The sequence below is a fragment of the Pantoea sp. M_10 genome (assembly GCF_008631515.1).
Taxonomy (GTDB): Bacteria; Pseudomonadota; Gammaproteobacteria; order Enterobacterales; family Enterobacteriaceae; genus Pantoea; species Pantoea anthophila.
Genome location: NZ_VWUL01000004.1, coordinates 145,778 through 172,232, shown reverse-complemented (window position 1 = coordinate 172,232; position 26,455 = coordinate 145,778). Strand labels below are relative to the sequence as shown.

At 55.4% G+C, this 26,455-nt stretch carries 25 protein-coding genes; 12 read left to right on the top strand and 13 right to left on the bottom strand.

The annotated features are described in order from the left end of the window. The first annotated feature begins 31 nt into the window (after positions 1–31). Positions 32–1,510 carry an MFS transporter gene (locus tag F3I47_RS13180; RefSeq protein WP_150029098.1) on the top strand — a complete coding sequence of 493 codons (1,479 nt, stop codon included), beginning with the start codon at positions 32–34 and terminating at the stop codon, positions 1,508–1,510. Here the strand turns inward: F3I47_RS13180 and F3I47_RS13175 are convergent. After that, on the bottom strand, positions 1,507–2,340 hold the full coding sequence (locus tag F3I47_RS13175; protein ID WP_150029097.1) for an oxidoreductase: 834 nt from the start codon (positions 2,338–2,340) through the stop codon (positions 1,507–1,509). The two genes, F3I47_RS13180 and F3I47_RS13175, sit on opposite strands and share 4 nt — an antisense overlap. 105 nt (positions 2,341–2,445) lie before the next feature. Between F3I47_RS13175 and F3I47_RS13170 the strand changes: the two genes are divergently transcribed. Further along, the gene (locus F3I47_RS13170) at positions 2,446–3,366 is read left to right on the top strand and encodes an AraC family transcriptional regulator (protein WP_150029096.1); all 921 of its coding nucleotides are present in this window, start codon (positions 2,446–2,448) and stop codon (positions 3,364–3,366) included. A gap of 13 nt (positions 3,367–3,379) precedes the next feature. Here F3I47_RS13170 and F3I47_RS13165 read toward each other — a convergent pair whose 3' ends face one another. Continuing rightward, positions 3,380–3,763: a Rid family hydrolase gene (locus F3I47_RS13165; RefSeq protein WP_140029134.1), complete on the bottom strand. Its 384-nt coding sequence runs from the start codon at positions 3,761–3,763 to the stop codon at positions 3,380–3,382. A gap of 175 nt (positions 3,764–3,938) precedes the next feature. Between F3I47_RS13165 and F3I47_RS13160 the strand changes: the two genes are divergently transcribed. From F3I47_RS13160 to F3I47_RS13145, 4 genes are all read left to right on the top strand, one after another. After that, complete coding sequence (locus tag F3I47_RS13160) at positions 3,939–4,274, top strand: DUF305 domain-containing protein (protein WP_370462009.1); 336 nt, start codon at positions 3,939–3,941, stop codon at positions 4,272–4,274. Positions 4,275–4,406: 132 nt separating this feature from the next. Beyond that, positions 4,407–4,757: a DUF3147 family protein gene (locus tag F3I47_RS13155; protein WP_046102708.1), complete on the top strand. Its 351-nt coding sequence runs from the start codon at positions 4,407–4,409 to the stop codon at positions 4,755–4,757. Between the two features lie 287 nt (positions 4,758–5,044). Further along, positions 5,045–5,545 carry an anti-virulence regulator CigR family protein gene (locus F3I47_RS13150; RefSeq protein ID WP_150042074.1) on the top strand — a complete coding sequence of 167 codons (501 nt, stop codon included), beginning with the start codon at positions 5,045–5,047 and terminating at the stop codon, positions 5,543–5,545. Positions 5,546–5,706: 161 nt separating this feature from the next. Then, positions 5,707–6,195: a DinB family protein gene (locus tag F3I47_RS13145; RefSeq protein WP_150029095.1), complete on the top strand. Its 489-nt coding sequence runs from the start codon at positions 5,707–5,709 to the stop codon at positions 6,193–6,195. Positions 6,196–6,250: 55 nt separating this feature from the next. Here F3I47_RS13145 and F3I47_RS13140 read toward each other — a convergent pair whose 3' ends face one another. After that, a complete protein-coding gene (locus F3I47_RS13140) occupies positions 6,251–6,871 on the bottom strand; it encodes a protein phosphatase CheZ (RefSeq protein ID WP_150029094.1) in 621 nt (206 codons plus the stop codon). A 439-nt stretch (positions 6,872–7,310) separates the two neighbouring features. Next, entirely contained in the window at positions 7,311–8,231 is a 921-nt protein-coding gene (locus tag F3I47_RS13135) for a LysR family transcriptional regulator (protein ID WP_111208762.1), read from the bottom strand. Positions 8,232–8,336: 105 nt separating this feature from the next. On the opposite strand from F3I47_RS13135, the gene F3I47_RS13130 reads away from it, so the two are divergent. Further along, positions 8,337–9,362 (top strand): NAD(P)-dependent alcohol dehydrogenase, encoded by a 1,026-nt coding sequence (locus F3I47_RS13130; RefSeq protein WP_150029093.1) that lies wholly within the window; start codon positions 8,337–8,339, stop codon positions 9,360–9,362. Here F3I47_RS13130 and F3I47_RS13125 read toward each other — a convergent pair. Both F3I47_RS13125 and F3I47_RS13120 read right to left on the bottom strand, forming a co-directional pair. Then, a complete protein-coding gene (locus F3I47_RS13125) occupies positions 9,349–10,050 on the bottom strand; it encodes an O-methyltransferase (RefSeq protein WP_058957138.1) in 702 nt (233 codons plus the stop codon). The two genes, F3I47_RS13130 and F3I47_RS13125, sit on opposite strands and share 14 nt — an antisense overlap. Positions 10,051–10,080: 30 nt before the next feature. Then, positions 10,081–11,586: an MFS transporter gene (locus F3I47_RS13120; RefSeq protein ID WP_150029092.1), complete on the bottom strand. Its 1,506-nt coding sequence runs from the start codon at positions 11,584–11,586 to the stop codon at positions 10,081–10,083. A gap of 117 nt (positions 11,587–11,703) precedes the next feature. Between F3I47_RS13120 and F3I47_RS13115 the strand changes: the two genes are divergently transcribed. Further along, entirely contained in the window at positions 11,704–12,594 is an 891-nt protein-coding gene (locus F3I47_RS13115; protein WP_150029091.1) for a LysR substrate-binding domain-containing protein, read from the top strand. Between the two features lie 7 nt (positions 12,595–12,601). Here the strand turns inward: F3I47_RS13115 and F3I47_RS13110 are convergent, their stop codons facing one another. The 3 genes from F3I47_RS13110 to F3I47_RS13100 form a co-directional block, all read right to left on the bottom strand. Beyond that, positions 12,602–13,384: a Brp/Blh family beta-carotene 15,15'-dioxygenase gene (locus tag F3I47_RS13110; RefSeq protein WP_150029090.1), complete on the bottom strand. Its 783-nt coding sequence runs from the start codon at positions 13,382–13,384 to the stop codon at positions 12,602–12,604. Between the two features lie 23 nt (positions 13,385–13,407). Next, positions 13,408–14,118, bottom strand: coding sequence for a bacteriorhodopsin (locus F3I47_RS13105; protein ID WP_058957156.1), 711 nt, complete (start codon positions 14,116–14,118; stop codon positions 13,408–13,410). Positions 14,119–14,828: 710 nt separating this feature from the next. Next, positions 14,829–16,028 carry an MFS transporter gene (locus F3I47_RS13100; protein WP_150029089.1) on the bottom strand — a complete coding sequence of 400 codons (1,200 nt, stop codon included), beginning with the start codon at positions 16,026–16,028 and terminating at the stop codon, positions 14,829–14,831. 166 nt (positions 16,029–16,194) lie between these two features. Here F3I47_RS13100 and F3I47_RS13095 point away from each other — a divergent pair, with 166 nt between their 5' ends. Continuing rightward, entirely contained in the window at positions 16,195–16,812 is a 618-nt protein-coding gene (locus F3I47_RS13095; protein ID WP_111208755.1) for a TetR/AcrR family transcriptional regulator, read from the top strand. A gap of 54 nt (positions 16,813–16,866) precedes the next feature. Here the strand turns inward: F3I47_RS13095 and F3I47_RS13090 are convergent, their stop codons facing one another. Next, entirely contained in the window at positions 16,867–17,223 is a 357-nt protein-coding gene (locus F3I47_RS13090; protein WP_140923407.1) for a hypothetical protein, read from the bottom strand. A gap of 378 nt (positions 17,224–17,601) precedes the next feature. Next, complete coding sequence (locus F3I47_RS13085) at positions 17,602–17,823, bottom strand: hypothetical protein (RefSeq protein WP_009092919.1); 222 nt, start codon at positions 17,821–17,823, stop codon at positions 17,602–17,604. 571 nt (positions 17,824–18,394) lie between these two features. Here F3I47_RS13085 and F3I47_RS13080 point away from each other — a divergent pair. After that, positions 18,395–19,504 (top strand): SDR family oxidoreductase, encoded by a 1,110-nt coding sequence (locus F3I47_RS13080; protein WP_150029088.1) that lies wholly within the window; start codon positions 18,395–18,397, stop codon positions 19,502–19,504. An 87-nt stretch (positions 19,505–19,591) separates the two neighbouring features. Here F3I47_RS13080 and F3I47_RS13075 read toward each other — a convergent pair whose 3' ends face one another. Then, a complete protein-coding gene (locus F3I47_RS13075) occupies positions 19,592–21,766 on the bottom strand; it encodes a TonB-dependent siderophore receptor (RefSeq protein WP_150029298.1) in 2,175 nt (724 codons plus the stop codon). Between the two features lie 371 nt (positions 21,767–22,137). Between F3I47_RS13075 and F3I47_RS13070 the strand changes: the two genes are divergently transcribed. After that, positions 22,138–23,187 carry a site-specific integrase gene (locus F3I47_RS13070; protein ID WP_150029297.1) on the top strand — a complete coding sequence of 350 codons (1,050 nt, stop codon included), beginning with the start codon at positions 22,138–22,140 and terminating at the stop codon, positions 23,185–23,187. Positions 23,188–23,195: 8 nt separating this feature from the next. Here F3I47_RS13070 and pagP read toward each other — a convergent pair whose 3' ends face one another. Further along, complete coding sequence (gene pagP, locus F3I47_RS13065; RefSeq protein ID WP_046102693.1) at positions 23,196–23,774, bottom strand: lipid IV(A) palmitoyltransferase PagP; 579 nt, start codon at positions 23,772–23,774, stop codon at positions 23,196–23,198. Between the two features lie 434 nt (positions 23,775–24,208). Between pagP and fhuE the strand changes: the two genes are divergently transcribed. Continuing rightward, positions 24,209–26,431, top strand: coding sequence for a ferric-rhodotorulic acid/ferric-coprogen receptor FhuE (gene fhuE / locus F3I47_RS13060; protein WP_150029087.1), 2,223 nt, complete (start codon positions 24,209–24,211; stop codon positions 26,429–26,431). Positions 26,432–26,455: the final 24 nt, after the last annotated feature.

The following is a 26,455-nucleotide window of genomic DNA, read 5'->3' as shown; positions in this document are numbered from 1 at the left end:
GGGGACGTTGCCATTTTCTAAGGAGTGATTAATGTCCATACATCACATCCCGCAGGCCGAGCCACGTCGCTGGGCCATGTTTATCATTTTACTGGTCGGCGCTTTCCTGCCGCCGCTCGATTTCTTTATCGTCAACGTGGCACTGCCCGCGATTCAGCATGAACTGGGTACGTCATCCTCGGCGGAGCAGCTGGTGATCTCCTCTTATGCCGCGGTGTATGCGGTGACGCTGATTACCGGAGGGCGTCTGGGTGATATTTATGGTCGTGGAAAAATGTTCTTTCTGGGGCTGATCGGTTTTGCCGCTGCCTCTGTGCTGTGTGGTTTTGCCTGGTCACCCTGGGTTCTGATTGCCGGACGCCTACTGCAGGGGGTGACAGCCGCCATTATGGCCCCACAGGCGCTGGCTTCCGTTCAGGCTATTTTTCCTGAAGCGGAGAGACCGCTGGCGCTGAGTATCTATGGTGCCGTGTTTGGGCTGGCTTCTGTTATCGGACAGGTGCTGGGGGGCATTCTGATTCAGGCCGATCTGTTTCATCTCGGATGGCGGGCAATTTTTCTGGTTAACCTGCCGGTAGCGCTGCTGGTTGTTCTTTTTGGCCTGCCGCTGCTGAAGGAAACGCGGGCACCCTTCGCTCAGCGACTCGATCCTGTTGGCACACTGCTGGCAACGCTGACGCTGAGTGCGCTGATTGTTCCGCTGATTGAAGGCCGGGAGGCAGGGTGGCCCTGGTGGACGTGGCTGCTCTTTGTGACGGTCCCGCTGCTGGCCTCGGCATTATGGCGTTATGAGCATCGCCTCAGCCTGAAGGGCGGAACGCCACTGCTGAATCCGACTGTACTGCGCGCGCCGGGCCTGGGGCAGGGACTGGTCATCGTTCTGCTGTTCTATTCGATTGGTACCTTCTTTCTGCTCTTTTCTGTGTATCTGCAGGGCGCGCTGCATCTGAACGCGCTGACAGCAGGCACGCTTTTTCTGCCCTTTGGTCTGGGATTTCTGATCGGGCCACTGCTCACCCCTTACCTGAGACGCTTTGTCGGCAACCTGCTCAGCGCCATCGGGATGGGATGCGAGACCGCGGGACTGGCGGGGCTGGCATGGCTGATCGCCACGACGCAGACAGGCCACTCTCCCGCCATGCTGCCGCTCGCGGCGCTCCTTTTCCTGACGGGGCTGGGTCAGGGGCTGGCAATGCCAACGCTGGTGCGGATGGTGACAGGCCAGGTTGCGGCGCCGTTTTCAGGGATGATTGCGGGCGTCACCAGCGCCGCGTTGCAAATCAGCACGGCGCTCAGCGTGGCCGTCATCGGCGGACTTTTCTACAGCCTGCTCGGCAGTGATAAAAGTGCAGCCGGGATTTCGCAGGCGTTTATTGTTGCACTTTTGACGATGGCCGGCTGCCTGGCGGTAGGGGCAGGGCTGAGTATCCGCTTAATCCGGCGCACCTCCGGGCGCACGGACGTCTCAGCCAGCGTTTCCCTTCCATCCCGCCGTCGCGGAACCGGTTAGTCATCCGTCGAGCGCGTAACCGTTTCCCAGCGATCGATCTCCTCACTGAGTGCCGTCAGCTTCTGGCGCACTAAGTCCAGGGCATCACTGCCCAGCAACAGATGAGCGGGTGGATTGTGGCTTTCAATCAGTGCCAGTATGGCCCGGGCAGCCTTTGTGGGGTTGCCGCGTTGCTTTCCGCTCTTTTCTTCACGGGCCTGACGGATGGGGTCGAATAATGCGTCATAGTCCGGGATCGTGCGCGCGCTTCTTACCATCGAACGCCCTGCCCAGTCTGTGCGGAATGAGCCGGGGGCCACGGCGGTAACCGCGATATTAAAGGGTGTCAGCTCCTTGCCTAAGGTTTCTGAAATGCCCTCTAATGCAAACTTGCTGCCGCAGTAGTAGCTGATGCCGGGCAGGGTGATAAAACCGCCCATCGAGGTGATGTTAATGATATGGCCGCGACGGCGCTGACGCATGCCCGGCAGCAGAGCCTTGATCATCGCGACCGCGCCAAAGACATTAACGTCAAACTGGTGGCGCATCTCTTCCAGAGAAGACTCCTCCATGATGCCTTCGTGGCCGTAACCGGCGTTGTTTACCAGCACATCAACTTCACCGAAGGTAGATTCAATCTCCCTGACCACCTCATCAATACGCTCAGCCTCTGTCACATCCAGCAGACGGCCTGCCGCGCGCGCAGGATCCAGCGCCTCAAATGCCTCCAGCGCGGCACGGTTACGCACCGTGCCGATGACCCGATGCCCGGACCTGAGTGCCTCCTGTGCCAGAGCAAGACCAAACCCGCTGCTGACGCCTGTGATTAAGATTGTTTTTGCCGTTGTCATAATCAAAACCTCCATGAATTGTCGGAATTGCATGGTATTCTCTGTGGAGCCGGATTTTCAGGCCCTTTCTTCTCGTTTTCTTGCCTGATCTTATGAGGTGCAGCGATGTCCGACATGATCACCCTGATAAAAGCCCTTGCCCCGCAGGAGGGCTATAATCTGACCGCCTTATCGGGTGTGCGCATTTTGCGTTCCGATCGCCCGCTGGCCAGAACGCCGGTGCTGTATGACCCCGGGATCGTGATTGTCTGTCAGGGCAGCAAACGCGGTTATTTTGGCCAGCAGACTTACATCTATGATGAACAGCACTATCTGGCGGTGTCCGTGCCGGTTCCGTTTACGATGGAAACCGATGCGTCTGCAGCGCATCCCCTGCTGGCCATTTATCTGCATCTGGATTTTCAGCTGGCCGCTGAGCTTATGTTGCAGATCAATCAGCATGAGGCGCTGCACCCTGCGACCGCGCCACAGAGCATGATCTCCAGCCCGATGGATGAGCCGGTGAGGTCAGCTGTAGAGGGGTTGCTTAAGGTCCTGAACAATCCGCTTGAAGTTGAGATTCTTGGCCAGGCGCGGTTGCGGGAGCTCTATTTTCGCGTACTGACCGGTGCGCAGGGTAACGCCATGCGAGCCGCGCTGGCGTTACAGGGGCAGTTCAGCAGAATAGGAAAAGTATTGCAGCGCATCCATGCCACCTATGCAGAATCCGTGACGCTGACTGAGCTGGCTCATGAAGCGGGCATGAGCGTGCCGACCTTTCATCTTCATTTTAAAGCGATCACCCGCTTGCCACCGATGCAGTATGTGAAATCGGTGCGCCTCCACCAGGCGCGAATGCTGATGGTTCGTCAGCAGATGACCGCGGCCTCTGCCAGTTTCGCCGTGGGCTATGAGAGCCCTTCGCAGTTCAATCGTGAATTTAAACGCTTGTTTGGTCTGCCTCCGGCAGAGGAGATCAAACGCATGCAGAAACACTTCGCTGTTCCGCCTGCGCAGGACGCCTCAGTTTTCGTTTCTTCACACTGACGCCGGGCTGACACTATTTTCTGGCCACAATCCGCATTTCCACCAGCGCATTCTCCGGAATGAATTCCGACACGCCGATCGCAGACCATGCCGGATAGGGGGCCTTGATATAGGCATCTTTCACGCTGGAAAACAGGGCGATATGTTTTTTCAGGTCGATATGAAAAGTGGTCATCTCCACAATGTTGTCATAGGTTAAACCGGCAGCGTTCAGGTAGACGCCCAGCTTATAAAACGCATCATGAAATTGCTCGCCAGGATCTTTGCTTATCGGTTTGTCCTTACGCGCAGCGGTAACCCCTGAGAGATAGAATGTGCCATCGGATTCGATAACCGGAGAGAAGTGCCAGTCATGGTAATAGTGTTTAAAGTCTTCAGGGACGATGGGTTTTTTCATGATCTCTCACGCTGATGAGCTTAATGGTTCAGGTCTGTTCTGCATCCCGATCTCTGCTCAGAGGTCGAATCCGCTCAGACCGGCTTAATCACCAGGTTAGCGCAAATGCAGGTTGCCGTCAGCTACACTCAGAATTCTTAACCCGCAAAAGGAAGAGAACATGAAAAAGTCACAGATGGCCCTGCTATCACTGCTGGTGGTTATGCCGGTGACGGCCATGGCGCAGAAAGCAGAGATGAACATGACGCACGACATGCCGGATTCTCCCGCATCAAAAGAGTACATGGCGGGCATGCAGAAGATGCATCACAACATGATGGCGGCAATGAAGGAGCAGGATCCTGACAGGGCCTTTGCCAGCGGCATGGCCGAGCATCACAAAGGAGCGATTGCCATGGCTGAAACGGAGCTGAAATATGGTAAAGATCCTGAAATGAGAAAGATGGCGCAGGAGATTATCAAAGCGCAGAAGGGTGAAATCGAACAGCTGGAAAAATGGCTGCAGAAATAATGGCTGCGATGGCGTGAAGCGCATTCACGTGATGATCTTCACAACGTTACCGCCAGAGAGTCTTGCTGCCGTTGCTGGTGCTTTATTAAACCCGCAGGGCTGACTTGTGGGTTTAAGATTCAGGAGAGTGTGATGATCTGGCTCGTGACAAAATATGCGATAACGGCCTTTATGGTTGTACTGATCTCAGAAGTGGCAAAGCGCAGCGACCGGCTCGGCGGCCTGCTCGCGGCCCTGCCGCTGGTGACCCTGCTGGTGCTTATCTGGATGAAGCTGGAAGGGCAGGCACAGGAAAAAATTGCCGCTCACGCCTGGTATACCTTCTGGTACGTGGTGCCGACACTGCCGATGTTTATCCTGTTCCCCTTTATTTACCCGCGTGCTGGCTTCTGGCTGACACTGCTCATCGCCTGCGCGATAACCGTCCTGCTCTTTGCCCTCTGGGCAATATTACTGAAGCGATTTGGAATCATTCTTCTCTGAATAAGTCTGCATGCGTTAATAAGCGCTGAAAAAGGCGATTCGACTTGCTGCCTTAATACCGGCATCTGTCACCATGAAGTGGCGGTAATTAAATCCTCAGACAGAATCAGAATGACTATTTTATGCGGCCAGTTTGCGTTAAAACACCATTTCTTCATTGTCTGTCCGAACATTAAAATAATCTTTTTCTTAAAGCAGGAAACGCTGCTTTGAGAGATCGTGAGATTGTTAACTTTGCCGCGTTAGCTAATATTTCAGAGACGCAATCGATATTAAGGAATTTCATCATGCTTAAGCAACGTACTCTTAAAGCAGCCGTTGCGCTGGTTATAGGTTTTGCCGTCTGTGCTGCACCGGTTTATGCAAATCCTGGCAATGGCAATGGCAATGGCAATGGCAATGGTCACGGTAACGGGAATCACGGGAACAATGGCGCGCACGGCAATAAAGGGCCGGGTAACGCAAAATCAAAAAACGAACATGGACATCGTAAAAATGCCGGGAAACCCGATCGCGTAGACGCCGACATCAACTTCTCTCGTGCACGGAGCCTTGCCGTCAACTATGGCCTGGTTGGCTATCAGTCCCTGCCGCCGGGCATCGCAAAGAAAGTGGCACGCGGTAAACCGTTGCCGCCCGGCATTGCGAAAAAAGCGTTGCCCGCTTCCATGCTAAACGATCTGCCTTACTATCCGGGCTACGAGTGGCGAGCCGTGGGCGACGATTTAGTGCTGATTGCCCTGAGTACGGCAATCGTGACCGCCGTCATCAACGGTGTATTTGATTAATCCTGTAACAGAGACTCCGCTCAACGCTGGCGGAGTCTTATCAGCCAGGTTCATCGTCAGGTTGAAAAACGGGTGAGGGCAGGTAATACCTGAAAGATTAAACGCTGCGATAAGTTGTGTATTATTGTCAGGCTATCAGAACAGGTTAATCAGGAAAAAGCATGGACTGGGACACGCTGGTTACACTTTTAAAATTCAAACGCTGGATTGATGCCGAAACCCTTAAAACGATTAAAGGCCTCAGCGACAATGCTGATGCACATAAACGTCACCTGATGTTAAGGCTGATGAACCACATCTATGTGACAGACATGATTTTCAGCGCCAATATTTCGGGGAAGCCACACGGCTATACGGCCCTGAACACGCCTGAAACACCCTCAGCAGAAGAACTTGAAGTTAAAATGGCCGTCTGTACCAACGGATATATTGAATATGTCAGCGCACTCTCTCCCGCCGATTTAGACGAAACGATTACATTCCGTTTTGTCGATGGAGGCGAGGGCAGGATGAGGGCCGTTGATATGCTGAATCACATGCTTTTGCATGGAAGCTACCACCGCGGCGCAACAGGCTGGTTAATCTCGGAGTGCGGTGGTGTTCCGCCCAAAGATGTGCTGACCGTTTTTCTGCGGGATCACAATCACTGACAGGAAGGATCTTCTGGCGGCGTTGATGGCCGCCATACGTCTTCACGCAGTCGGTCTATATCCCCAGACTGGCCAGCAGATCATCCACATCATCCTGACTGGCGGCAGGTTCCGCTGAGAACGCAGGTGCCGGCGGCGTAGCGCGCGCGGCGCTGGATGGCGAAGCTGATTTATCGCGGATCACCTGGATTAACTGCTGCTCTGCCTGATTCAGCACCGCCATCATCGCCTGCACGATCTGCCCGGTAATATCCTGGAATCCCTGCGCCATCATAATGGCGTGCAGATGCTGACGTGTCAGATTCGTGGCATGAGGGACATCATCCAGCAGGGCAACGGTATCTGCCGCTAACAGATGTGTTTGCTCTTTCGTCAGGGATTCTGCTGACGTGGCATTCCAGCGCTGCAGTAATCGATCCGCCTTTTCTGTCAGCTGAGTCTGCACCGGCTGAGTGATTTCAACGCTGTTAATAACCTCATCTGCGGCTTCACGGGTCAGTGTGACCACGTAGCCCAGTCTTTCACGCGCGTTGGGGATGCTTCCCGCAACCTCGGCAATGGTTTTATCCAGTCCCAGCTGTTGCAGACTGTCCCGAAGCGTCCGCAGGATAGCGCCCGCACGCGCCGTGATCTCGGTGATTTCCTGTTGCTCACTATGGGTATCGGGTAATGACATGGGTGCTTTCTCCTGCGTAGGCAATGTCGCTATCTGCTGTTATCGGCAGTTCCTGGCGGAATTTGATTTTTTCCTCCTGACGGCGGGGGAGGGGGGATGGGAAGGCGGCTGAAACAGCATGAAGAAACGTCAGTGTCGTGTCTGAGAAAAGCGGTTATGCGGCTATGTGAATAGCAAGCTATAAATAAATCAGCGATTTTATCGCTTGCTATTTACTTTGGCATTTTTTGTGGTAGATTGGCTTTAACGATGGGTAGATGACCCTCGAGAGATTTTTTATTCAGCCCTGGCAATCCTGTCAGGGCTTTTTTTTTGGCTGGATCTCTTCAGTCTGCTCAGCTCAATGACTCGCCAGGACATAAAGCCCCTAACCTACAGCACTACAGCCCCGGCGCTGTCATTACGCATCAGGTTTGTGTCTGATGTTTATGGCACGCCATCAGACCTGTGCTTCGGCGGCGTCCATCATCGCTGGCAGGGCGCTGAACAGCGCCTGAATAGCCAGCCTGACTTTCAGCGACTGATGCGGCGTGCGCAGCCAGACGACAGAAACCGGCCAGCTTCCGGAGGTATGTTCTTTCAGTATCTGTTTCAGGCTGCCGCTGATGAGGTCGTCCCGCACCAGCCAGTAAGGTAACCAGGCGATACCGGCCCCCGTCAGCGTCATATCTTTTACCGCCTGCATATCATCCAGGGTGAATCGGGCAGGCGGCGAAATCTCCACCGCGTCACCCCGTTCATTTTTAACCTGCCACTTCAGCACCTGTCCGCCACGGATGTAGGCCACTGCCGCATGGTGCCGGAGTTCATCCGGGGAAGCCGGCTCGCCAGCCTGGCTGAGATAGTCCGGTGACGCGCAGAAGACCATCGTGTGATAAGCCAGCCGCCGGGCTATCAGGCTGCTACTGTCAGCCAGCGCGCCAATCCTGACTGCCAGATCGAAACCCTCTCCGGACAAATCGACCTGACGATCGCTGAAAGATATCTCCAGTTCCAGCTTCGGGTGCGCTTTCGCCAGCGCGGAGAAGACAGGCGAGACACAGAGGTGCCCCAGCAGCACCGGCACCGATACGCGAAGTTTACCGCTGGCCTGCAGCTTGCCGCTCTCCAGCAGATCCTCGGCAGCCTTGAGTTCGTTCATCGCCCGGCGACAATATTCATAATAGAGCGCGCCTTCATCGGTAAGACTCTGTTTGCGGGTGGTGCGGTTAAACAGCGTGACGCCAAGTCTCTCTTCGAGACGGGCGATGGTTTTTGCGACGGCAGAGCGCGTAACGTGCAGCCGCTCTGCTGCCTGAGAGAAACTCATGGATTCAGCTACGGCCACAAATACCGGAATGGTGTTCATTTCGCTTTTCATATTGTCGCCTCAGCGGAATCAATGACGAGAAATAGTATCGCCGTCGTATCTTAAAAGGCAATGCTACGATTCTGATCTCTGCTCTTAACCCCTACAGGAATCGCGATGAATCACACCATGAAACGCTGGACACTGAATGAGATTGGCCGTCAGCATCTGACACTCACCGAGACCGCCATCCCGCAGCCGGGTCCGGGCGAAGTGCTGGTCCGGGTAAGTGCCGTTGCCCTTAACTTCCGGGATAAGGTCATTATTGAAGGTGGGATGGGAAAAGGAATGCCGATGCCTTTTACGCCGGGTTCCGATATGGCCGGCGTGGTTGAGGCTGTCGGTCCGGGCACGTCTCGTTTTAAACAGGGTGATCGCGTCATCTCCTCGTTCAACGCAGACTGGATCGAGGGAAAGGCGGTTAACAACGCCAGAAATCCGCACTACAACACCCTCGGCTACGCCTTGCAGGGCGTGCTGGCAGAATATGTGGTGATGAACGAAGCGTGGCTGGTCAACGCCCCGCAAACGCTGAGCGATGCGGAAGCCTGCACCCTGGTCTGTGCGGGGCTGACCGCCTGGTTTGCACTGATTGAACGCGGGGGCCTTAAAGCGGGCGAAAGCGTTCTGGTGCAGGGAACCGGCGGGGTGGCTCTGTTTGCACTTCAGATCGCCCGCGCGATGGGTGCAGAGGTCTTTATCACCTCCTCCAGTGATGAGAAGCTGGCGGCAGCAACCGCGCTAGGGGCAACCCATGGCATTAACCGTCAAAAGGAAGAGTGGGTAGAAGCCGTTTACCGCCTGACGCACGATCGGGGTATTGACCATGTGATAGACACCGTCGGCGGGCGTAACTTCGCCGATTCTGTCCGCGCTGTCGCCTCACATGGCCGCATCTCCCTGATCGGGATGATGGACACGCACGACACGTCAGCCTCTGGCGGATTGCTGCTGCTCAAATCTCCGACGGTTCAGGGCATCGGCGTGGGGCACCGGCGGGCGCTGGAGGATCTGGTCCGGGCGGTGGATGTCATAAACCTGAAGCCGGTCATCGATAAAGCCTACCGGTTCGATGAACTGCCTGCGGCACTGGCGCATCTTGACCGGGGCGCATTCGGGAAGATTGTTATCAGCCTGGACTGACAGCGCGCCCGGCCTTAACCAGGGCCAGCACAAAACCATCCCATCCCTTCTCACCCACCGTCTGAATGGCGGTGGCGTCAAGCCGCTCATCCTCAGCAATCATCCGGACAAACTCCCGCAGGCCCCGGACATTAGGATCGTGACTTTCCGCATCAAGCACCTGTCCGCCACGCACCGTGTTATCACCGACGATAACCGTGCCCGGGCGAGAGAGTCTGATGGCCCATTCCAGATAACATGGATTGTTCACCTTGTCGGCATCAATAAAAATCAGATCAAAGGGCGCCTCCAGGTCAGGCAGGATATCAAGCGCTGCGCCAGTGTGCAGCGTAACGCAGTGCGTCAGCCCGGCTTGATGGATATTCTGGCGGGCGACCTCTGCATGATGCTCACTGTATTCGATAGTGGTCACGCTTCCATGCTGAGGAAGCGCTCTGGCCATCCAGATCGTGCTGTATCCGCCAAGCGTACCGATTTCAAGAACCCGGACGGCCTGCGACATCCGTACGAACAGTGACAACATTTTTCCCTGCAAAGCAGACACATCATGAGCAGGTAAGCCCTGCTTTGCGTTGTTAGAGAGCGCGAAATTTAATTCAGCATCTTCGGGCGCAAGCTTTTCAGAAAACCAGGCATCCACCTGTGCCCACTTATCTGAATCTGTCGAGGGATAGTCAGGGATTCGCATAGGTTATTCACTCTCCTCAGAAAAGGTGTTTTAGCGGCGCGGCTGGCCCGACAGGGCCAGGATGGCCAGGGCGCAACACAGTGTGATGGCTGCCAGCACCCGGAAAAGGCACAGATAGGCGCTGTCATAACTATTCTGGACCACTGCGCGGGAAACGCCGGGTAAAAGTGTTATTGCCTGCTGAAGATTGCCGCCTCCCAGCCAGGCTGCCGCCTGGTGTATCTCCGCTGATGTCAGCCCCTGAACGGTTTTGCTGAGGTTCACATCGTTCATTCTGGTAAGAAAGGCGGAAACCATCGCCAGCGCGATGCCTTCTCCCGCTACACGAACGGTGTTGAACAGGCCGGCCGCCATTCCGGCTTTTTCAACCGGAACCGCAGAGAGGGCAAGTCCATCCATCAGCCCCCACGGCAGCGCCGCGCCTGCACCGGTTATCAGCAATGCGACGATAAGCAGCAGGGCGCTGTGACCCTGTAACGCCTGCCCGAGGAAAAGTAACCCGGCTGCCGCGATCATCAGCCCGGATGCTGACACCACGGACGGTGAAAACCAGCGCGTCAGCACGGCGGCGCAGGCGGGAAGAACCAGCATCGGTGCAGTCAGGGCCATAAGGAAAAGCGCACTTCGCGACTCACTGAATCCATTTCCCCCCATAAAGTGCAGCGGAACGATGATCAACAGCACAACGTAGCAGTAGCAGGTTGCCACCGGCAGCAGCAGAATCCCGGCGAAGCGCGGGCTGCGCAGCAGGGAAATATCGAGCACAGGATGGGCAGTACGCTGGCAACGCACAATAAATGCACCCAGAAGCAGCATGGAGCAGAGGAACAGCACCAGCGGCAGAGGGGATAAAAACCCGAACGTGGATAACAGCATCATCGCAGTGGTAAACAGAATCAGCGCCGCGGTAAACAGCGTCAGCCCGGCTTTATCTGCCGGATGAGAGGCGTTCAGCGCCGATAGCGGCAGGTATGCCCTGCCGGCAAGCAGCACGCCGCCTGAAAGCAGCGCAAACAGGATATAGACCCAGCGCCAGCCGAGGGTATCGGTAATAAAGCCCACCGCCAGCGGTCCAAACGCTAAGCCAGCGCCGAAGAGGGTGCCGAGCAGGCTGAACATCCGCGTCCGGTCTGCGCCCTCATAGATGCTGGCCAGCAGCGCGCTGCCGCTGGCTAAGAGCATGGCTGCGGCCAGCCCCTGCAGAGACCTGAGCAGGCCCTGCATTATCAGGTTGTTCATCACGCCGATGATGAGACTGCTGAGACAGAACAGCGCTGCGCCAGCGATAAAAACAGGTTTTCTGCCGAGGGCGTCTGCAGCAATGCCTGCTGTCAGCAGAAAACTGCCAAACGTCAGCATAAATCCATTCGTCAGCCATGACAGCTCGCCAGGGGAACCGCCCAGCATGTGCTGGATGGCAGGCGTGGTAACCACACCGCCGGTGAAACTCAACGGCAAAAGCAGCGCCGCCATAAAAACGGTAAGGGCGGCTGGGGTTCTGGTGTGGCGAAAAAGCGCGCGGGCTCTGTATGACATAACAAGACCTTTTATCCTGACAGCGAATGAGTGAAAACTGCTGCGATGTTATTGCGGACATCTGAGTGGATAAATAGACTGGATGGACGGTCTCAATGGACATAAAGTTGATAATCGATGGATAGCCTGACTTCTCTTACCTCTTTTGTACGGACAGCCGAGACGCTGAGCTTTGTTCAGGCTGCGCGACTGCTGGGAATTTCAGCGTCAGCAGTCGGTAAGAACGTCGCCAGACTGGAGCAAAAACTGGGCGTGCGGCTTTTTAACCGCAGCACAAGAAATGTGAGCCTGACGACGGAAGGGGCGGCACTACTCACCCGATGCAAAGCGATCCTGGAACAGCTTCAGGAAGCTGAGTCAGCACTGGCGAGCAGTGCCGCAGAACCTGCTGGCAGACTCCGGGTCTCACTCCCCGCCGCGGGCTACAGATTACTGCTTCCTGCACTCCCCGCGTTTACGCGCCGTTATCCTCAGATCGAACTGGATCTGGATTTCAGCGATCGGCTGGTGAATATCATCGACGAAGGATTTGACGTGGCGATCCGCAGCGGCGAGTTAGCTGATTCCAGGCTGACGGCAAAAAGGCTGGGTCATTTCCGCTTCCTCCTCTGCGCCAGTCCCGCTTATCTGAACAATTCCGGGGTTCCGGCGTCAGCGGATGATCTGGCTGAACACAGGTGCATTTTTTTCCGCCTGCCCGCCACCGGCTTGCTACAGACATGGGAGCTTCAGGGGCTGCGGCCCGGTGCTGAACCCAGAGCGGCATCGGTGTTGACGGTAAATAACATTGAAGCGGCGATTGGCCTGAGCTTATCGGGAATGGGTATCAGCTATCTGCCCGACTTCGCCGTTCGCGACGCGCTGGCTGAGGGACAGCTAAAAGAAGTAATGCAGGGTTGCTGTACACAGCAGGGGCACTTCTCCGCCGTGTGGCCCTCCGGCCGCTACCTCTCCGCCCGGGTCCGCTGTTTTATCGATTTTATTGCTGAGTCGGGACTGGCCCTTTAAGACCGTCTCACGCCTGCTGCGGCGGTTCAAACCAGGGTGTCACCAGCATATGCGGAAGGGCGAGCGCGGCAAGGGCGGCAAACAGCGACCGGATGCCCGCAGCGTCACCGGGTAACATCATATAAATGATCAGCGAGGCCAGCACTATGGCCGCGGTCAATATCGGCCAGGTCAGATGGAGATAGCCCGCGTATGTGGTAAAGCCCAGCTGGTCACGACGCAGTCGGGTTTGTGGCAGCGCGTGCAGAATCAAAAATCCCATCGAGAAGCCGACGAAAGGCGGCAGCAGCAGCAGCGCCAGAATGCCCGCGATAAGATGTCCATCCCGCCGAAGAAGCCCGGTGAGGGTCAGCCCCAGCGCACCAATGCCACCGAGGATCGCAAGGGCCGCCGTCACAGACCCCGGCATCACGGATGCCAGTCCGGCCTGATGCAGGATAGACCTGAACGCGGGCAGATGAAGAGTGGCCGGGGCCGCTATCATCGTAATCCCCCGCGCCAGACGTTCTGTCAGTCCGCCGTGCGGTGCATCCTCAAGGGCAAAATGGACAGCTGAGGCGATCAGAAAGCCGGGCAACGCCAGCCCTGGCGCGCGGTGCCACCAGAGCAGACAGAGCGCAATCACTGCGCCATACAGGGCAAGAAACGGCAGCCGGCGGCGACGCTGAACCACGTCCAGATCGCTGGCGCCGTGCGCCATGCCGATAATCCCGATAGCGATAACCGCAAACAGCACCTGTACGGACAGCGGGCAGAAGGAGGCAGCCAGGGCTGCCCCCCACAGAGCCATCCATCCGGCCCCTGATCGTGTTATCACTTCACGGTACCCGTGCGGCGGGTATGATCGAGCGCTTTTTCCAGGTTAGCCGCCGCGTAAAAGGCATAGAAGACCTTCGCGATGATATCCAGCACTAAAAATGCCCAGACCGATGAGGGGTCGGTAATGATTTTCAGGCCTTCCGGACCGACGAGGAACACAATCGGATAGATGAACCAGACGACGGTCAGCAGCGCGACATTTTTATTATAGGCACCCGCCAGTGCACTGCCGCGATTGGCCGCCATGGTGCGAAGCGGTCCCCACAGCAGGTAAACCACACCCAGAAACGCGGCACAGGACCAGAGGTACCAGACCCATTTCGCCGCCGCCGTTTCAGCCAGTGACGAAACCAGACCGGTGATAATCATCATGACATCCAGCACGATGATGGCAGTGAGAAAACCGCCCATTTCACCGGGTTTACCGTGTTCATGGAAGGCGAGCATGACCAGTCCTGCCAGTAAAATCGGGGTCGTAATCGACCAGTCAGCGTAACGCGCCAGATAGACGGTGCTGCCGCTGTCCAGCGTCAGATTACCGAACCCGAATGCCATGGCCAGATAGGCGGTGGCGGCGATAAAAGGGACGGATGCATGCATGAGGGTATGATGACGGGAAGGAAATGTTTTGCCGCCGGTGGCGTAAATAACCAGTGACGCAATTGCCATGACCGAAAACCCGATCAAAAATGCGGTTTGATCCATGTTAATCTCTCCTGAGCAGTAGCGCGGAAATGCCGCCTGCTGCGTTGCCATAAATTGAATGCGTTTATATTCCGAAAAGAATATGCATTCAGTATAAGGCGATTTCAGCAGCCTGCTCATTGTCAGGACGATTTCCGCCTGCGGATTAAAATAAAGAGGGTGAAAAGCCCTCGTTATCTGATTTAAAAAAGAACGGTGATGTTACGTTCTGTTTCTTAGCGTTTCGTTTTCCGATCGGCTGTCGGGTTGCCGTCAGGCTTAATGGTTATTTTCTGCTTAAAATTCAAGTGCCTGAATGCGTTGAGAAACCGAGTTTCTGTTTCACACAAAAAAGAGAAAGTACAAGAAAAATATTTTTATCTGGAAAAATGAACACGCTGTACTAAGTCAATCCCGTGACGACATCAGGATTCAGGTCAGCGATGCGTGAAATAACAGAAGTCAGCACCTCTTATTGCCCGCCAGGATAATCAGAAAACCCGAAGCGGCGTGCTGAATAGTGACCCGACAGAAAAGGGAAATATCCTGTAAACGATCGTCGCGGCTTAGGCGAGGGCGCTAATAAGTGCGGGAAGAAGACGGAAATAGTCAGGCCCGCATCGTCATTCGTTTATCTGCTTTACTCTTTCTGTTCACCGCTGCGTATTGCGCAGACCGCATCTGTTTTGTTCTCTGCGCCATGATTATGCCTGCGTGAACGCTGCAACCGGTCAGTGATGTCTGGCACCAGGGCGGAAAGCCTGCTGTTTAGCCAGCAAGGCGATTACAAACGCCACTGCCATCAGCGCCATCAGCGCCCACGGAAATGAAGCGGCACCGACACGATTGAGCAACAGTCCGCCGAGAATGCCGCCACTGGCGATCGCCAGATTCCACGCGGTCGTCACCATCGCCTGAACCACATCCACATGGTTGCCTGCCGAATCAGCGGCGGCCGTCTGCATCTGGGTTGATGCCCCACCGAATGACCATCCCCAGACGATAACCGCCAGGAAGATAACAACCTGTTCCCGCATGCCCATAGCCAGCACCACAGAGACCGCAGTCAGTGCCGCCAGGCTAAGCAGCACCAGCCTGCGCAGGTGGCGATCGACCCAGATGCCGGTTATCCCGATCCCGGTTAATGCGGCCAGTCCGAACACCAGCAGGATAAGACCGACAGCGTTGCTCAAGCCCGACAGCGCCAGAAAGGGCCCGATAAAGGTATAAAGAATATTGTGGGCGGTCATCCAGAGAAAGATGACCGCCAGCACCGGGCGAACACCCGGCATCCTGAAAACCTGCCAGACGGGCAGACGGCGGTCTGCCTTCTGTCCCGGCAGATCAGGAACGGCAACCCATGCCCAGATAAACAGCACAATCGCCAGGGCAGCCATCACGCCAAAGGCGACCCGCCATCCCAGCATGTTTCCCAGCCAGGAGCCTGCGGGTGTGCCCAGGGATAACGCAACCGGAATGCCGACCATCGCAATGGCCAGGGCGCGACCCTGTAAATCTGGCGCAACAAGACGCCGCGCATAGCCTGCCAGCATTCCCCAGGCCAGCCCGGCCGCCACACCGGACATAAAACGGGCCGCCAGCGTGAGCCAGTAGCTGGCAGAAAAGGTGGCGATGGTGTTGAAAATCACAAAAATCCCGATAGCGAGCAGCAGGACTTTTTTGCGGCGCCAGCCGCTGGTCAGCACGGTCAGCGGGATCGCCGCCAGCAGTGACCCCAGAGCATAGAGACTCACTAACTGTCCTGCCATCACCTGAGAGACGCCAAGTCCCTGACTGATGTCCGGCAGCAGACCGGCTGGCAGGGTTTCGGTCAGAATGGCGATAAAGCCGGTCATGGCAAAGGCCAGCAGGGAGGCGAGCGGCAGACCCGCCTGAGCGGTGACTTCACGGGGTTCGATATGAGCGGACACGTTAACCTCTTTTAATCTCACTGAAGGAAAGAAGCCGCTGACAGCGGACTTCGAGACATCTGTATCGATTGGTATATTTCTCGAAACTAGAGATCGGGTCGTCACTTGTCAAGCACATATGTATCGATTAGTATTTAAGTCTCACAGGCATGAACAGGAGGGGGCTATGGCTCAGATGGGACGTCCACGTTCGTTTGACCGGGACGAGGCGATTCGTCAGGCAATGTTTCTTTTCTGGCAGCATGGCTTCGAGTCCACCTCGCTTGCTCTGCTCAAGGCCAGTCTCGGCAACGGCATTACCGCACCCAGTTTCTACGCTGCATTTGGCTCAAAAGAGGCGCTGTTTGAAGAGGTTGTCGACTGTTATCTCTCCTCATATGGTCAGGTTAACGACTGTCTCTGGGACGACGAGCTCAGGCCGTTTGATGCCATAGAACAGGCATTGCGCGCTTCCGCAAAGATGCAGACCGATCCGGGGCATCCCAGCGGCTGTCTGATCGCCTTGTCCGTAAATACCTGTTCCCCTTCAAACGAGCACATCCGCACCTTACTGGCAACGCAACGCCAGCGCACCCGGTCGGGGTTTTTGCGCTGTGTCGTCAGAGCCAAAGAGGCGGGCGAGTTGGCTGCCGACACCGATGCGCGTGCGCTGGCACAGACCTTTCACAGTTTTGAGACAGGACTTTCGACGGAAGCGCGGGATGGGGCAACGGGAGAGGAACTGGATGCAGCCGTGACGGCTGCGCTGAAAGTCTGGGAGAGGTTTACAACGAAGGCGGCATAGCCTGAAGCCATAGACGTTTCATCATAAAGCCCGCACCGGGCGGGCTGAATACGTCTACAGGCCGACCAGCGTAATGCGTTTCCGGGCGGTCAGCGTTTCATACAGCGCTTTAGCCAGACGGTCAGCTTCCACCACGCCACATTCCGACTGCTCGCCGTCGGGATCAGCCCAGAACGATTTAATACGCAGTGTGGTGTTGATCCTGGCGACGCGCTCCATCTCCAGCACGGCAAGCACCTGATGCCGCATCTCTCCCCCTTTAACGCTCGATTTAGCCTCTATCACGGCTGCGCGGGTGGCTTTTCCGTCATAGATGACATGGCAGCGTGCGCCGTTAAGGTTGAAAGTATGAAGCACCTCATAAAGGCCCTGAACTGTCTTTGCACTGTAGGATAACGGCATATCAAACATAACAGATCCCTCTGACGCGGAACGGTGTGAGCCCCCAGCATAGGTGAACTGTAACCAGAGGAGAAGTTACTGTTTTTTAATGAGAAATATAGATATCTAAGGATACTGTAACGTCCGTGATTTTTATTCCAGTTCTGGCTGGCACTACCAGAAAGCGAAGCGCGAAAAGAGGAGGCCTGGCGGGGGCGGATTTGGGTTAATAAAAAGCCTGCGCGAGGCAGGCTAATCGTTCCAGCAGAATGTATGCACACAATCTGATATTTGTCTGCTTCCGCCATCGTACAGGAGAAATATTAGGATAAGATTAAGAATAATCGCTATCTCAACGCATTAACTTTTGTTGTGCGCGACGTCCTGATTACGCGGCGTGCGGTCAGTTTATTTTTGTGCCTGCGTGTTTTGCTCAGCCTCTTTCTGTTTTTTCTTCGCCATATGATGACCGACTGCGCAACCGGCTGCGGCGCCAGCCACACCATGATGGGCAAGATGACCTGCCACGCCGCCTGCTACGGCACCCTTAAGACATCCGGCGGCGTTAGCCTGCAGGTTGACGGACAAAAACAGACCGGTAGCCATAACGATAACTGATAATTTTTTCATCTCTTCCTGTCCTGGTGTTCGTGGTTGTATGTTCATGCCGACAGAGCATAGCCGCTTTTTTTCACTTCAGGCTGGCCCGGTCAGAGTTATCGCGAAGTTAGTTACCGGTCGTTACGCTTTTGTCGTTCTTCACCGCAATGCGTGATTTATTTCAGCGGGTGTCATACTGGATCGAAATTAAACGACAGATAAACGAAAGCAGAATGCGATCCTCTCTTTTCTCTCTGTTTAACCCGTGGTGAGAATATTGAAGACTGTAATGAAGCAAAAAAAATAAATAGTCCGTTTTTATTTTCATTCCTGAAAATGTTTATTAGTTCAGCGAAAAAAAATTAAAAAATGAGTTGATTCCATATGGCAAAGATTGTTGAAATCAGGCGGCAGGTTCAGCCGGCAGCTATTTAATTATTGTTTAACTTTGTCAGCTGAAAGATAAACAAAATCTAAATAGATGAGTACGGTGAAATTATTTAACGCCATGCAGGGGAGTTCACTGAAGTGAATTTCACTCCTGTTCTGGAAAACATTCTTTAATGCTTTCCTGTGATTAACCAGAACGAATGACACTATCATGAAAAATATACTCATTACCGGGTCAACAGGTTTTTTAGGCGGCGCTGTCGTCGCCCGTTTATTGCAGAACAGTCCCAGGGACAGACTGCTGCTCCTTGTCAGAGGCGAAAATGTTGAGGAGGGGGTAAACCGCGTTAAAACAAACCTGAAAAACTTTGGGTTAGATGAGTCATTAATCAGCACGATAGAGAGTGACAATATTCTTCTGGGCGACCTCGCCTTCACGGAAAACTTTATCCACGACACGCGCCTTGACGACGTGACGCACGTGATTAACTGCGCCGCCGTCGCATCCTTTGGCAATAACCCCTTTATCTGGAAAGTGAATGTTGAGGGCACGTTTCAGTTTGCCGAGCGCATGAGCCGCGTTGCGGGGCTGAAGAAGTTTATCCACGTGGGTACGGCCATGTCCTGCGCCCCGGAACCGGGATCGCTGGTGACCGAGAGCGAGCTGGACTCCAGCCGCGATCAGCACGTTGTCGAGTACACCTGGAGTAAGGCCTCAATTGAAAAACTGATGACGGAAAAGCTGCCCGGGCTGCCGCTGGTTATCGCGCGTCCTTCGATTGTCGTGGGCCATTCCGATCAGGGTTGTCTGCCCTCAGCCAGCATTTTCTGGGTGTTCCGGATGGTGCTGGCGCTGGGTAAATTCACCTGCGAACTTGGCGATCGGATTGATGTGGTGCCGGTTGATTACTGCGCAGAGGCACTGGTACTGCTGCTTGATGCGGAAGCGGTGATCAATGAGGTCATTCACATTTCTGCCGGGGCGCAGAGCAGTGTCACCTTCGCGGAAATTGACGAAGCGATGGCCAGAGCATCCGGTGAAAAAGCCCTGGGACCGGATTATCAGAAGGTCTCCTATAAACACCTGGCGGAGAGCAGAAGAACCTTTAAAGATCTGTTCGGGCCCTGTAACGAACGCATCATGCTGCGAGCCATGAATTTATATGGTCATTTTTCCAATCTGAATGTGGTCTTTGATAATTCAAAATTACTGCAGCTGGGAATGAGCAGGCCTTCACGCTTCACCGATTATCTGGATCGCTGTGTGGTGACGACGCGTAATTCAAAGATTGCAGAACTGATGCAGGTGGACTTTAAATAGCAGAGTCCGGGCGTGGATAGCTGGGGTATTGAGCTCAGGAGTTGATGTGAAAATGAAAAAGCGCTTCCGGAGGGAAGCGCGTTATTTTCAGAAGGTGAACGTCAGACCAGCATAATAGGCACGACCCGGTTCATTATAGGTTGAAGCCCCGTCAGCTTCGCGATACAGCTGTTTATCCAGCAGGTTATTAATCCCGGCATTGGCGCGCAGGTTTTTAGTAATATCATAATTAAAGTTAATGCCAAAGATGGAATACGCGCCCACTTCACGATCAGACATCGATCCATTTTCCGTCCGCGACTCGGCATGGCGGCGCGGTTTCTGACGCCCATACATGGTCCAGTTCAGGTCAGTCGAGAAATCCTGCGTAACCTGCCAGTCGAGCAGGGTATTAATGGTATATTTCGGAATGATCGACAGCGGGTTTCCGGTCTCCTTATCCTTAGACTCGATCATATAGGTAGCATTAGTGCGCCACTCCAGTGTGTCCCGGACCAGTGGAATCGTGACGTTACCCTCCAGCCCCTCAACCACCGCTTTGCCGCCGTTACTCCATTGCAGAATATTATTGCCATTGGAGGCGTAGCCCAGCACCTCGGTACCGGAGACGATTTTGTTTTTATAGTCATTGCGGAACCAGGTGATCCCCGCAATATATCCCTGCTCGCTGTACTCAATACCCAGTTCTTTATTAACGCTGACTTCGGGATCAAGATTTTCATTACCCAGCAGATAGCAGCTGCCGCGCGCAACATTGACCGGACAGCCGTTGCCCCGGGTCGCCAGTAAATACCCTTCACTGGACTGATAGAGGTTGGGGGCTTTGAATGCACGGGCAATACCCGCCTTCAGCGTAAAACTGTCGCCCAGTCCCTGCGAGATATTCAGCGACGGACTCCAGTTAGCGCCGAACGTATCGTGATAATCAAAGCGCAATCCGGGGATCACTTCAGTGCTGTCCGTCAGGGCGATGTTATCTTCAAAGTAAAGGGAGCTGAGCGTGGCGCTGTTTTTACTGTTGCGACTGCCGGGGTCACCACTGACCCCATTGATCGAAACGCCTGGCGCACGGGTGCCATTCATGGAGTTGGGATCGTTCAGCTCATCCCGGTTCCACTCCGCGCCCAGCGTCACGGTCTGTTCACGCAGCAGTTCCAGGGGGAAACTGATCTCTCCGCCAGCACGATAACTGTCGAAACGGCTGGTCGAAAAGGTTCTGCTGTTGATCCGGCCTTCACCTGAACCGGCTGTGCCTTCGTTCAGGCGGGTATTGTTGGTTTTTTCATAGTTGAAGGTGAGTTTCGACTGTCCCCAGTCCCAGATCCCATTGTGGGCAAGCCCCCAGGTCTGACGATAGAGCCGGTTGGTCTCCGCACCATCGAGCGATTCGATCAGCGCATTACCGGCCCCGTTGCTGTACTGTGTATCACCGGCATAGATATTGCCCTGGCGGCTATAGCCGTAACTGAAATCCAGCACCTGAAGCGGCGTGATCTTCCAGGAGAGCACGCTGTTAATGTCTTTGTTACGCACACCTTCACGACCGGCGGCAGCCGAGCCGTTCTGCGACTGGTTAATATCGAAGCCATCACTGTCGGTTTTGTTGATGTTGCCATAGAGACGCATGGTCAGCGCATCGCCTGCCAGCGGCCCGCTCAGATTGAAGTTGGCGCGGCGCGTTGCGCCTTCTTTATTATCTTCCGGCTGGTTGGTGTAGAGCGACAGCGAACCGCTCCAGTGATCGGTGGGACGTTTGGTGATGATGTTCACCACACCGCCGGCCGCGCCGGAACCATAGCGGGCTGCCGCCGGTCCGCGAATGACTTCAATCCGCTCGACCATTTCAGGTGGCACCCAGTTAGAGTCACCGCGGGAGTCACGCTCGCCACGCCAGCTGTATCGAACCGAATTGCGCGACGTGGTGGGAACGCCATCGATCAGAATCAGGGTGTTTTCCGGCCCCATGCCGCGAATGTCGATCTGACGATTGTTGCCGCGCACGCCGTTAGCACTGTTGCCGGTAAGATTAACACCCGGCATTTTGCGGATAATATCGGAGAGGTCATTGACCGGCGGATTCTTTCTGATGTCCTGCGCGGTGATCACCGATACCCCCGGCTGCTGCTTTAACTCCTCTTCGGCGGTGACCAGCATGGTCTGATCGTCGGCCAGCTTCTCCGTCTCTTCCTGACTCGCCCCGTTGGCCGAAGCACTTAATACGCCAGCCAGCAGCAGCGCAGCAGGGCGCTTATGGACACGCATAGTTACATTCACTTAGAAGTTCTCCCTGAATCGTTAATGTATGTAAGCAAATGCGTATGATAATGATAATAGTTCGCATTGTATATCGCAGCAAGGGATCTTTACATTCCCGCATTCGCGATCGTGCTGTCGCCTCAGAGAGCGGCAAATTCGTGCGGAAAACGTACAGCCGGGAGGTATCTGGTTCTGTGTCATGGCCCGTTTTAATTCTCAGATTTCATCAGAATGCGTTTCCGTGACTCCAGACTTAATAGGTCTGGAGTCACAGCGACTGAGTCAGTAGAATGGCCCGCCTGTAGAGTGAAAGGGAGAATAATGTGATCGATCGGACATCCAGCCCGGTGCGCTCCGCGCATGTCGGCCAGCACGTCATGATCTGGCTGGAGCAGGTTAAAGCCGCCTCGTTAGGTGAGCTGGATAACTTCGGGGATGAAGGAACCGTAGAGCAGGTGATGAAGGTCTGGGTCAAACTTTCGCTGCTGATCAGCCGCCGCCGCCCGGAGATCGCCGTTTCTTCCCTGCTGAAACATGTTCTGCCCGGTATTGGTTCTCAGCCGCTGAAAAACCTGACGCGTCTGCGTCTCAACCGGCTCTATAACATCCTGATTGCGGAAGGGAAAAAGGAGGAGGCGCGGCGGGTCTTTGCACTGACGAAACAGTTTCTGGCCTGGGCCGAGATGCAGGGCTATCTCGATCACTCCCCGATTGCCTCAATGAAAAAGCGCGATGTGGCGGGCCGGGCATCACCGCCGCGCAGTCGCCAGCTGAGCGATGCGGAGATCTGGGTTTTCTGGCACGGGCTGGACAACTGGGCACTGTCGGAACAGGCGCGCTGGGCGCTGCGGTTGTGTCTGGTCAGCGCCCGGCGACCGGATGAGATTGTGCAGGCGCAGAAAGCGGAGTTTGATCTGCAGCTGGAACTCTGGAAGCAGGGCACCCGTAATAAATCGCAGCGGGAGCATGTGCTGCCAATCTCACCGCTGATGCATCAGTGCATCGAGGCTCTGCTACAGGCCGCCGATCCGGACTCCCCCTGGCTGGTGCCCGCACCCCGCGATCCGCAGCAGCCGCTCTCTAAAGGCGCGCTCAATCAGGCGCTGCGCCGGATGATCCGCGCCCCGCGCGGGCTGGGACTGGAAACCTTCACGCCGCGCGACCTGCGCCGCACCGCGCGATCCAAACTCTCTGCGCTCGATACGCCCAACGACGTTGCCCGCAAAATCATGAACCATGCGCTGGAAGGGATCGATCGGGTTTATGACACGCATGACTACCTGAGCCAGATGCGCATCGCCATGAACCGTTTTTCTGCTGCCGTTGAGCAGATCATCGCCTGCGAAAGTTATCATCAGCTGCAACACCGCTATGAGGGTGAAACCCTGTTACTCGACGAGCGCGCCATCATGGCGATGGCGCGCTGACCGGACCGTCAGAAGTGGTAACGCAGCCAGGCAAAGTAGACGTTGCCGTTATTGTGCGTGCCGGGGATGTAGGTCATCTGGAAATCGAGATCGCCATAGCCGATGGCGGCAAGCGGCAGTATCGCCGGCACCGGGATGTAATCCCAGTTGTGACGTGCCGTCACACCGGCGGTATAACCCGCGCCCCAGTGGAAATTCTGATCGGCCAGCGGACGCCACGTCGCCACCCAGCCGTAGCCGCCAAAGGGCTCCCACTTATTAAAGGAGTCCTTGAACGCCATTAAGTAGATACCGTTCCAGTTACCTTTTTCATCGTAGCGGGAGATACCGCCACCGGCGCCCCAGGGTCTTTCATTATATCTATCAATATGTTCCCGGTCGTAGGTTGCACGGTTGTGCCACGTGATAGCGGGCAGGTAAAAATCGATACCCTGTGGCTGCTGCCAGGTCGTGGCAACGTTATTGCTGAAGGTGTTCCAGCCAGCACTGACATTCTGCACCAGCGTGGCAGACCAGGCAGAAGGGGCTGAAAACAGACTCAAAACGGTCGTCGTCATCAGCGCATTGAAAAGGGAAGTTTTGCGCATGTGCGAATTCCTGCAATCTCTGGTGTTTAATAAGGTAATAAAAGGGTTAAGGCGGGTATTGTGGCATGAAGAGTGACAACTTCAGGTCAATGAACGGCCCTTACGGGATATTATAGTGACGGTAAGCGAAACGGCACCCGAATTTTTCTGATAAAGCCGCCGGGATTTATCGGGCAACTTCTCCCATCTTCCTTTTCACGGCTTCTCCGGCACCGATCATTTCCTGAAAAAAGCGGCATCATCTGTTAACAAAATCTTGCAATGAAAATCGCAATGCGTATATTTCTCATTTGCTTTAAAGGTTTATCACACCCGCCTCAGGCGCACAGGGAAAACGTTTCTGGTTCCTCAAACCAAAAGCAGGGCAGCGATGTCCGCAGGATGCACGGTCGTGACAGTGGCAGATAAAAATCATAAAGATAATTGAGGAATAAATGAACGCATTTGAATTTCAGCGTGCCGGGGAAACGGGCGCGACGGCTTCGCACCGCCTGTTCCGCCTCTCCCTGCTGGCTGCCCTGGTTGCCACCTCACTGGGACAGAACGTGGCCCGTGCCGCAGAAAGCGCGGCATCCGCCGTCAGCGATGAGCAGACCCTCACCGTCAGCGCCTCTGCCGATGACGGCGTGACAACGTCACCTGCCACCGATTACAGCGTACCGGTTACCCGTGCAGGCACAAAAATGCTCGGTACCGTGCGGGATGTGCCACAGTCTGTCAGCATCGTCAGTTCGCAACGGATGGCTGACCAGCAACTGCAGTCGCTGGATGACGTTCTGGCTAACACCACCGGCATCCGCGGCGTCAGTGTCGATATGGATCGTACCAGCTACTACTCCCGCGGCTTTTTGATCGACAACTATATGGTCGATGGTATTCCGACCGCGTTTGCCGAGCGCTGGAATCTGGGTGACGCGCAGACTGACATGGCGCTCTATGAGCGTGTTGAAGTGGTGCGCGGGGCAACCGGTCTGCTGACCGGTCCGGGCAATCCCTCTGCCGCCATTAACATGGTGCGCAAACATGCAGACAGCAAAACGTTCGGCGGCACCGTCTCCGCCAGCTACGGCAGCTGGAACAAACAGCGTTATGTGGCCGATCTCTCGGCACCGCTCAGTGACAGCGGCAATGTCCGTGGCCGGCTGATCGCGGGCTGGCAGGATAACAACAGTTTCATTGAGCGCTACGGCGCTAAAAAACAGTTTATCTATGGCGTGGTTGATGCCGACCTGACCGACTCTGCCACGCTCTCGGTCGGGTATGAGTTCAGCCAGGTTAACACCGATTCCACGATGTGGGGGGGCGCGCCGCGCTGGTATACCGACGGGACGCAGATCCACGCCCGTCGCGGCTATAACACCGCGCCTGACTGGGCCTACAACGACAAAGAGAACCGCAAGCTCTTCGTCAACCTGAAACAGGACTTCGCTAACGGCTGGAACCTGACGCTGAACGGCACGCATAATGAGATGCGTCTGGACAGTAAGCAGATCTATCTCGATGGCTTCTTCGATCGCAACAGCGGCGCGGGTGTCTCCTCCTATGCCAACTACCCGGTGGTGGGCGGGACCGGCTACAACACCGGAAAACGCAAGGTGGATGCGGTCGATGCCTTTGCCAGTGGCCCGTATGAGCTGCTGGGACGTCAGCATGAACTGATGGTGGGGGTCAGTTACAGCCGTCAGGATAATAAATATTTCAGTACGTTTGAGAACATCTCGCCTGAATCGCTGGGCAACTTCAACGATTTCAACGGCCAGTATCCGGAATCGGCCTGGACACCGCGCCTGCCGGCCAGCGATACCCAGCTGGTGCACCAGAAGTCGACCTATATGGCAACCCGTCTGTCGCTGGCCGATCCGCTGCATCTGATCCTCGGCGCCCGTTACACCAACTGGAATCGCGAAACACCCGGCGGTGAGATGGAGAAGAACAACACCACGCCGTATGGCGGTCTGATTTATGACTTCGCCGAAAACTGGTCTGCCTACGCCAGTTACACCTCGGTATTCCAGCCGCAGGATTATCGCGATGTCAGCGGGGCCTATCTGTCGCCGGTGATCGGCAAAAACTATGAGGCCGGTCTGAAATCAGACTGGATGAACAGCCGCTTCACTACCTCACTTTCCGTGTTCCGCACCGAACTGGATAATGTCGGAGAAGCCACCACGCAGATCGTTCAGGGTTCCGGCGATGTGGCCTATATTGGCCGCAAAGGGGTGGTGAGTCGCGGCGTGGAGTTTGAGGTCAACGGCGCATTAACCGATGACTGGCAGATGACCTTTGGCGGCACGCGCTACATCGCAGAAAACCGCGATGGCACGACGTTCAATCCGCAACTGCCGCAGACCAGCTTCAACCTCTTAACCAGCTACCGTCTGCCTGCTCTGCAGGCGCTGACGCTGGGCGGCGGCGTCAACTGGCAGACGCACATCTGGAACGACGTCGGAGCGCCGGAAGGCAATGGCACCTGGCGGGCACGTCAGGGCAGCTACGCGCTGGTTGATCTCTTTGCCCGCTATCAGGTGAATAAAAATCTGTCGCTGCAGGGCAACCTGAATAACCTGTTCGACAAGGCGTATGACACCAGCGTCGCCAGTTCGGTGGTCTACGGCGAGCCGCGTAATTTCTCGGTCACCGCCAGCTACACCTTCTGATCGCACTCCATGAAAAACGCCTCA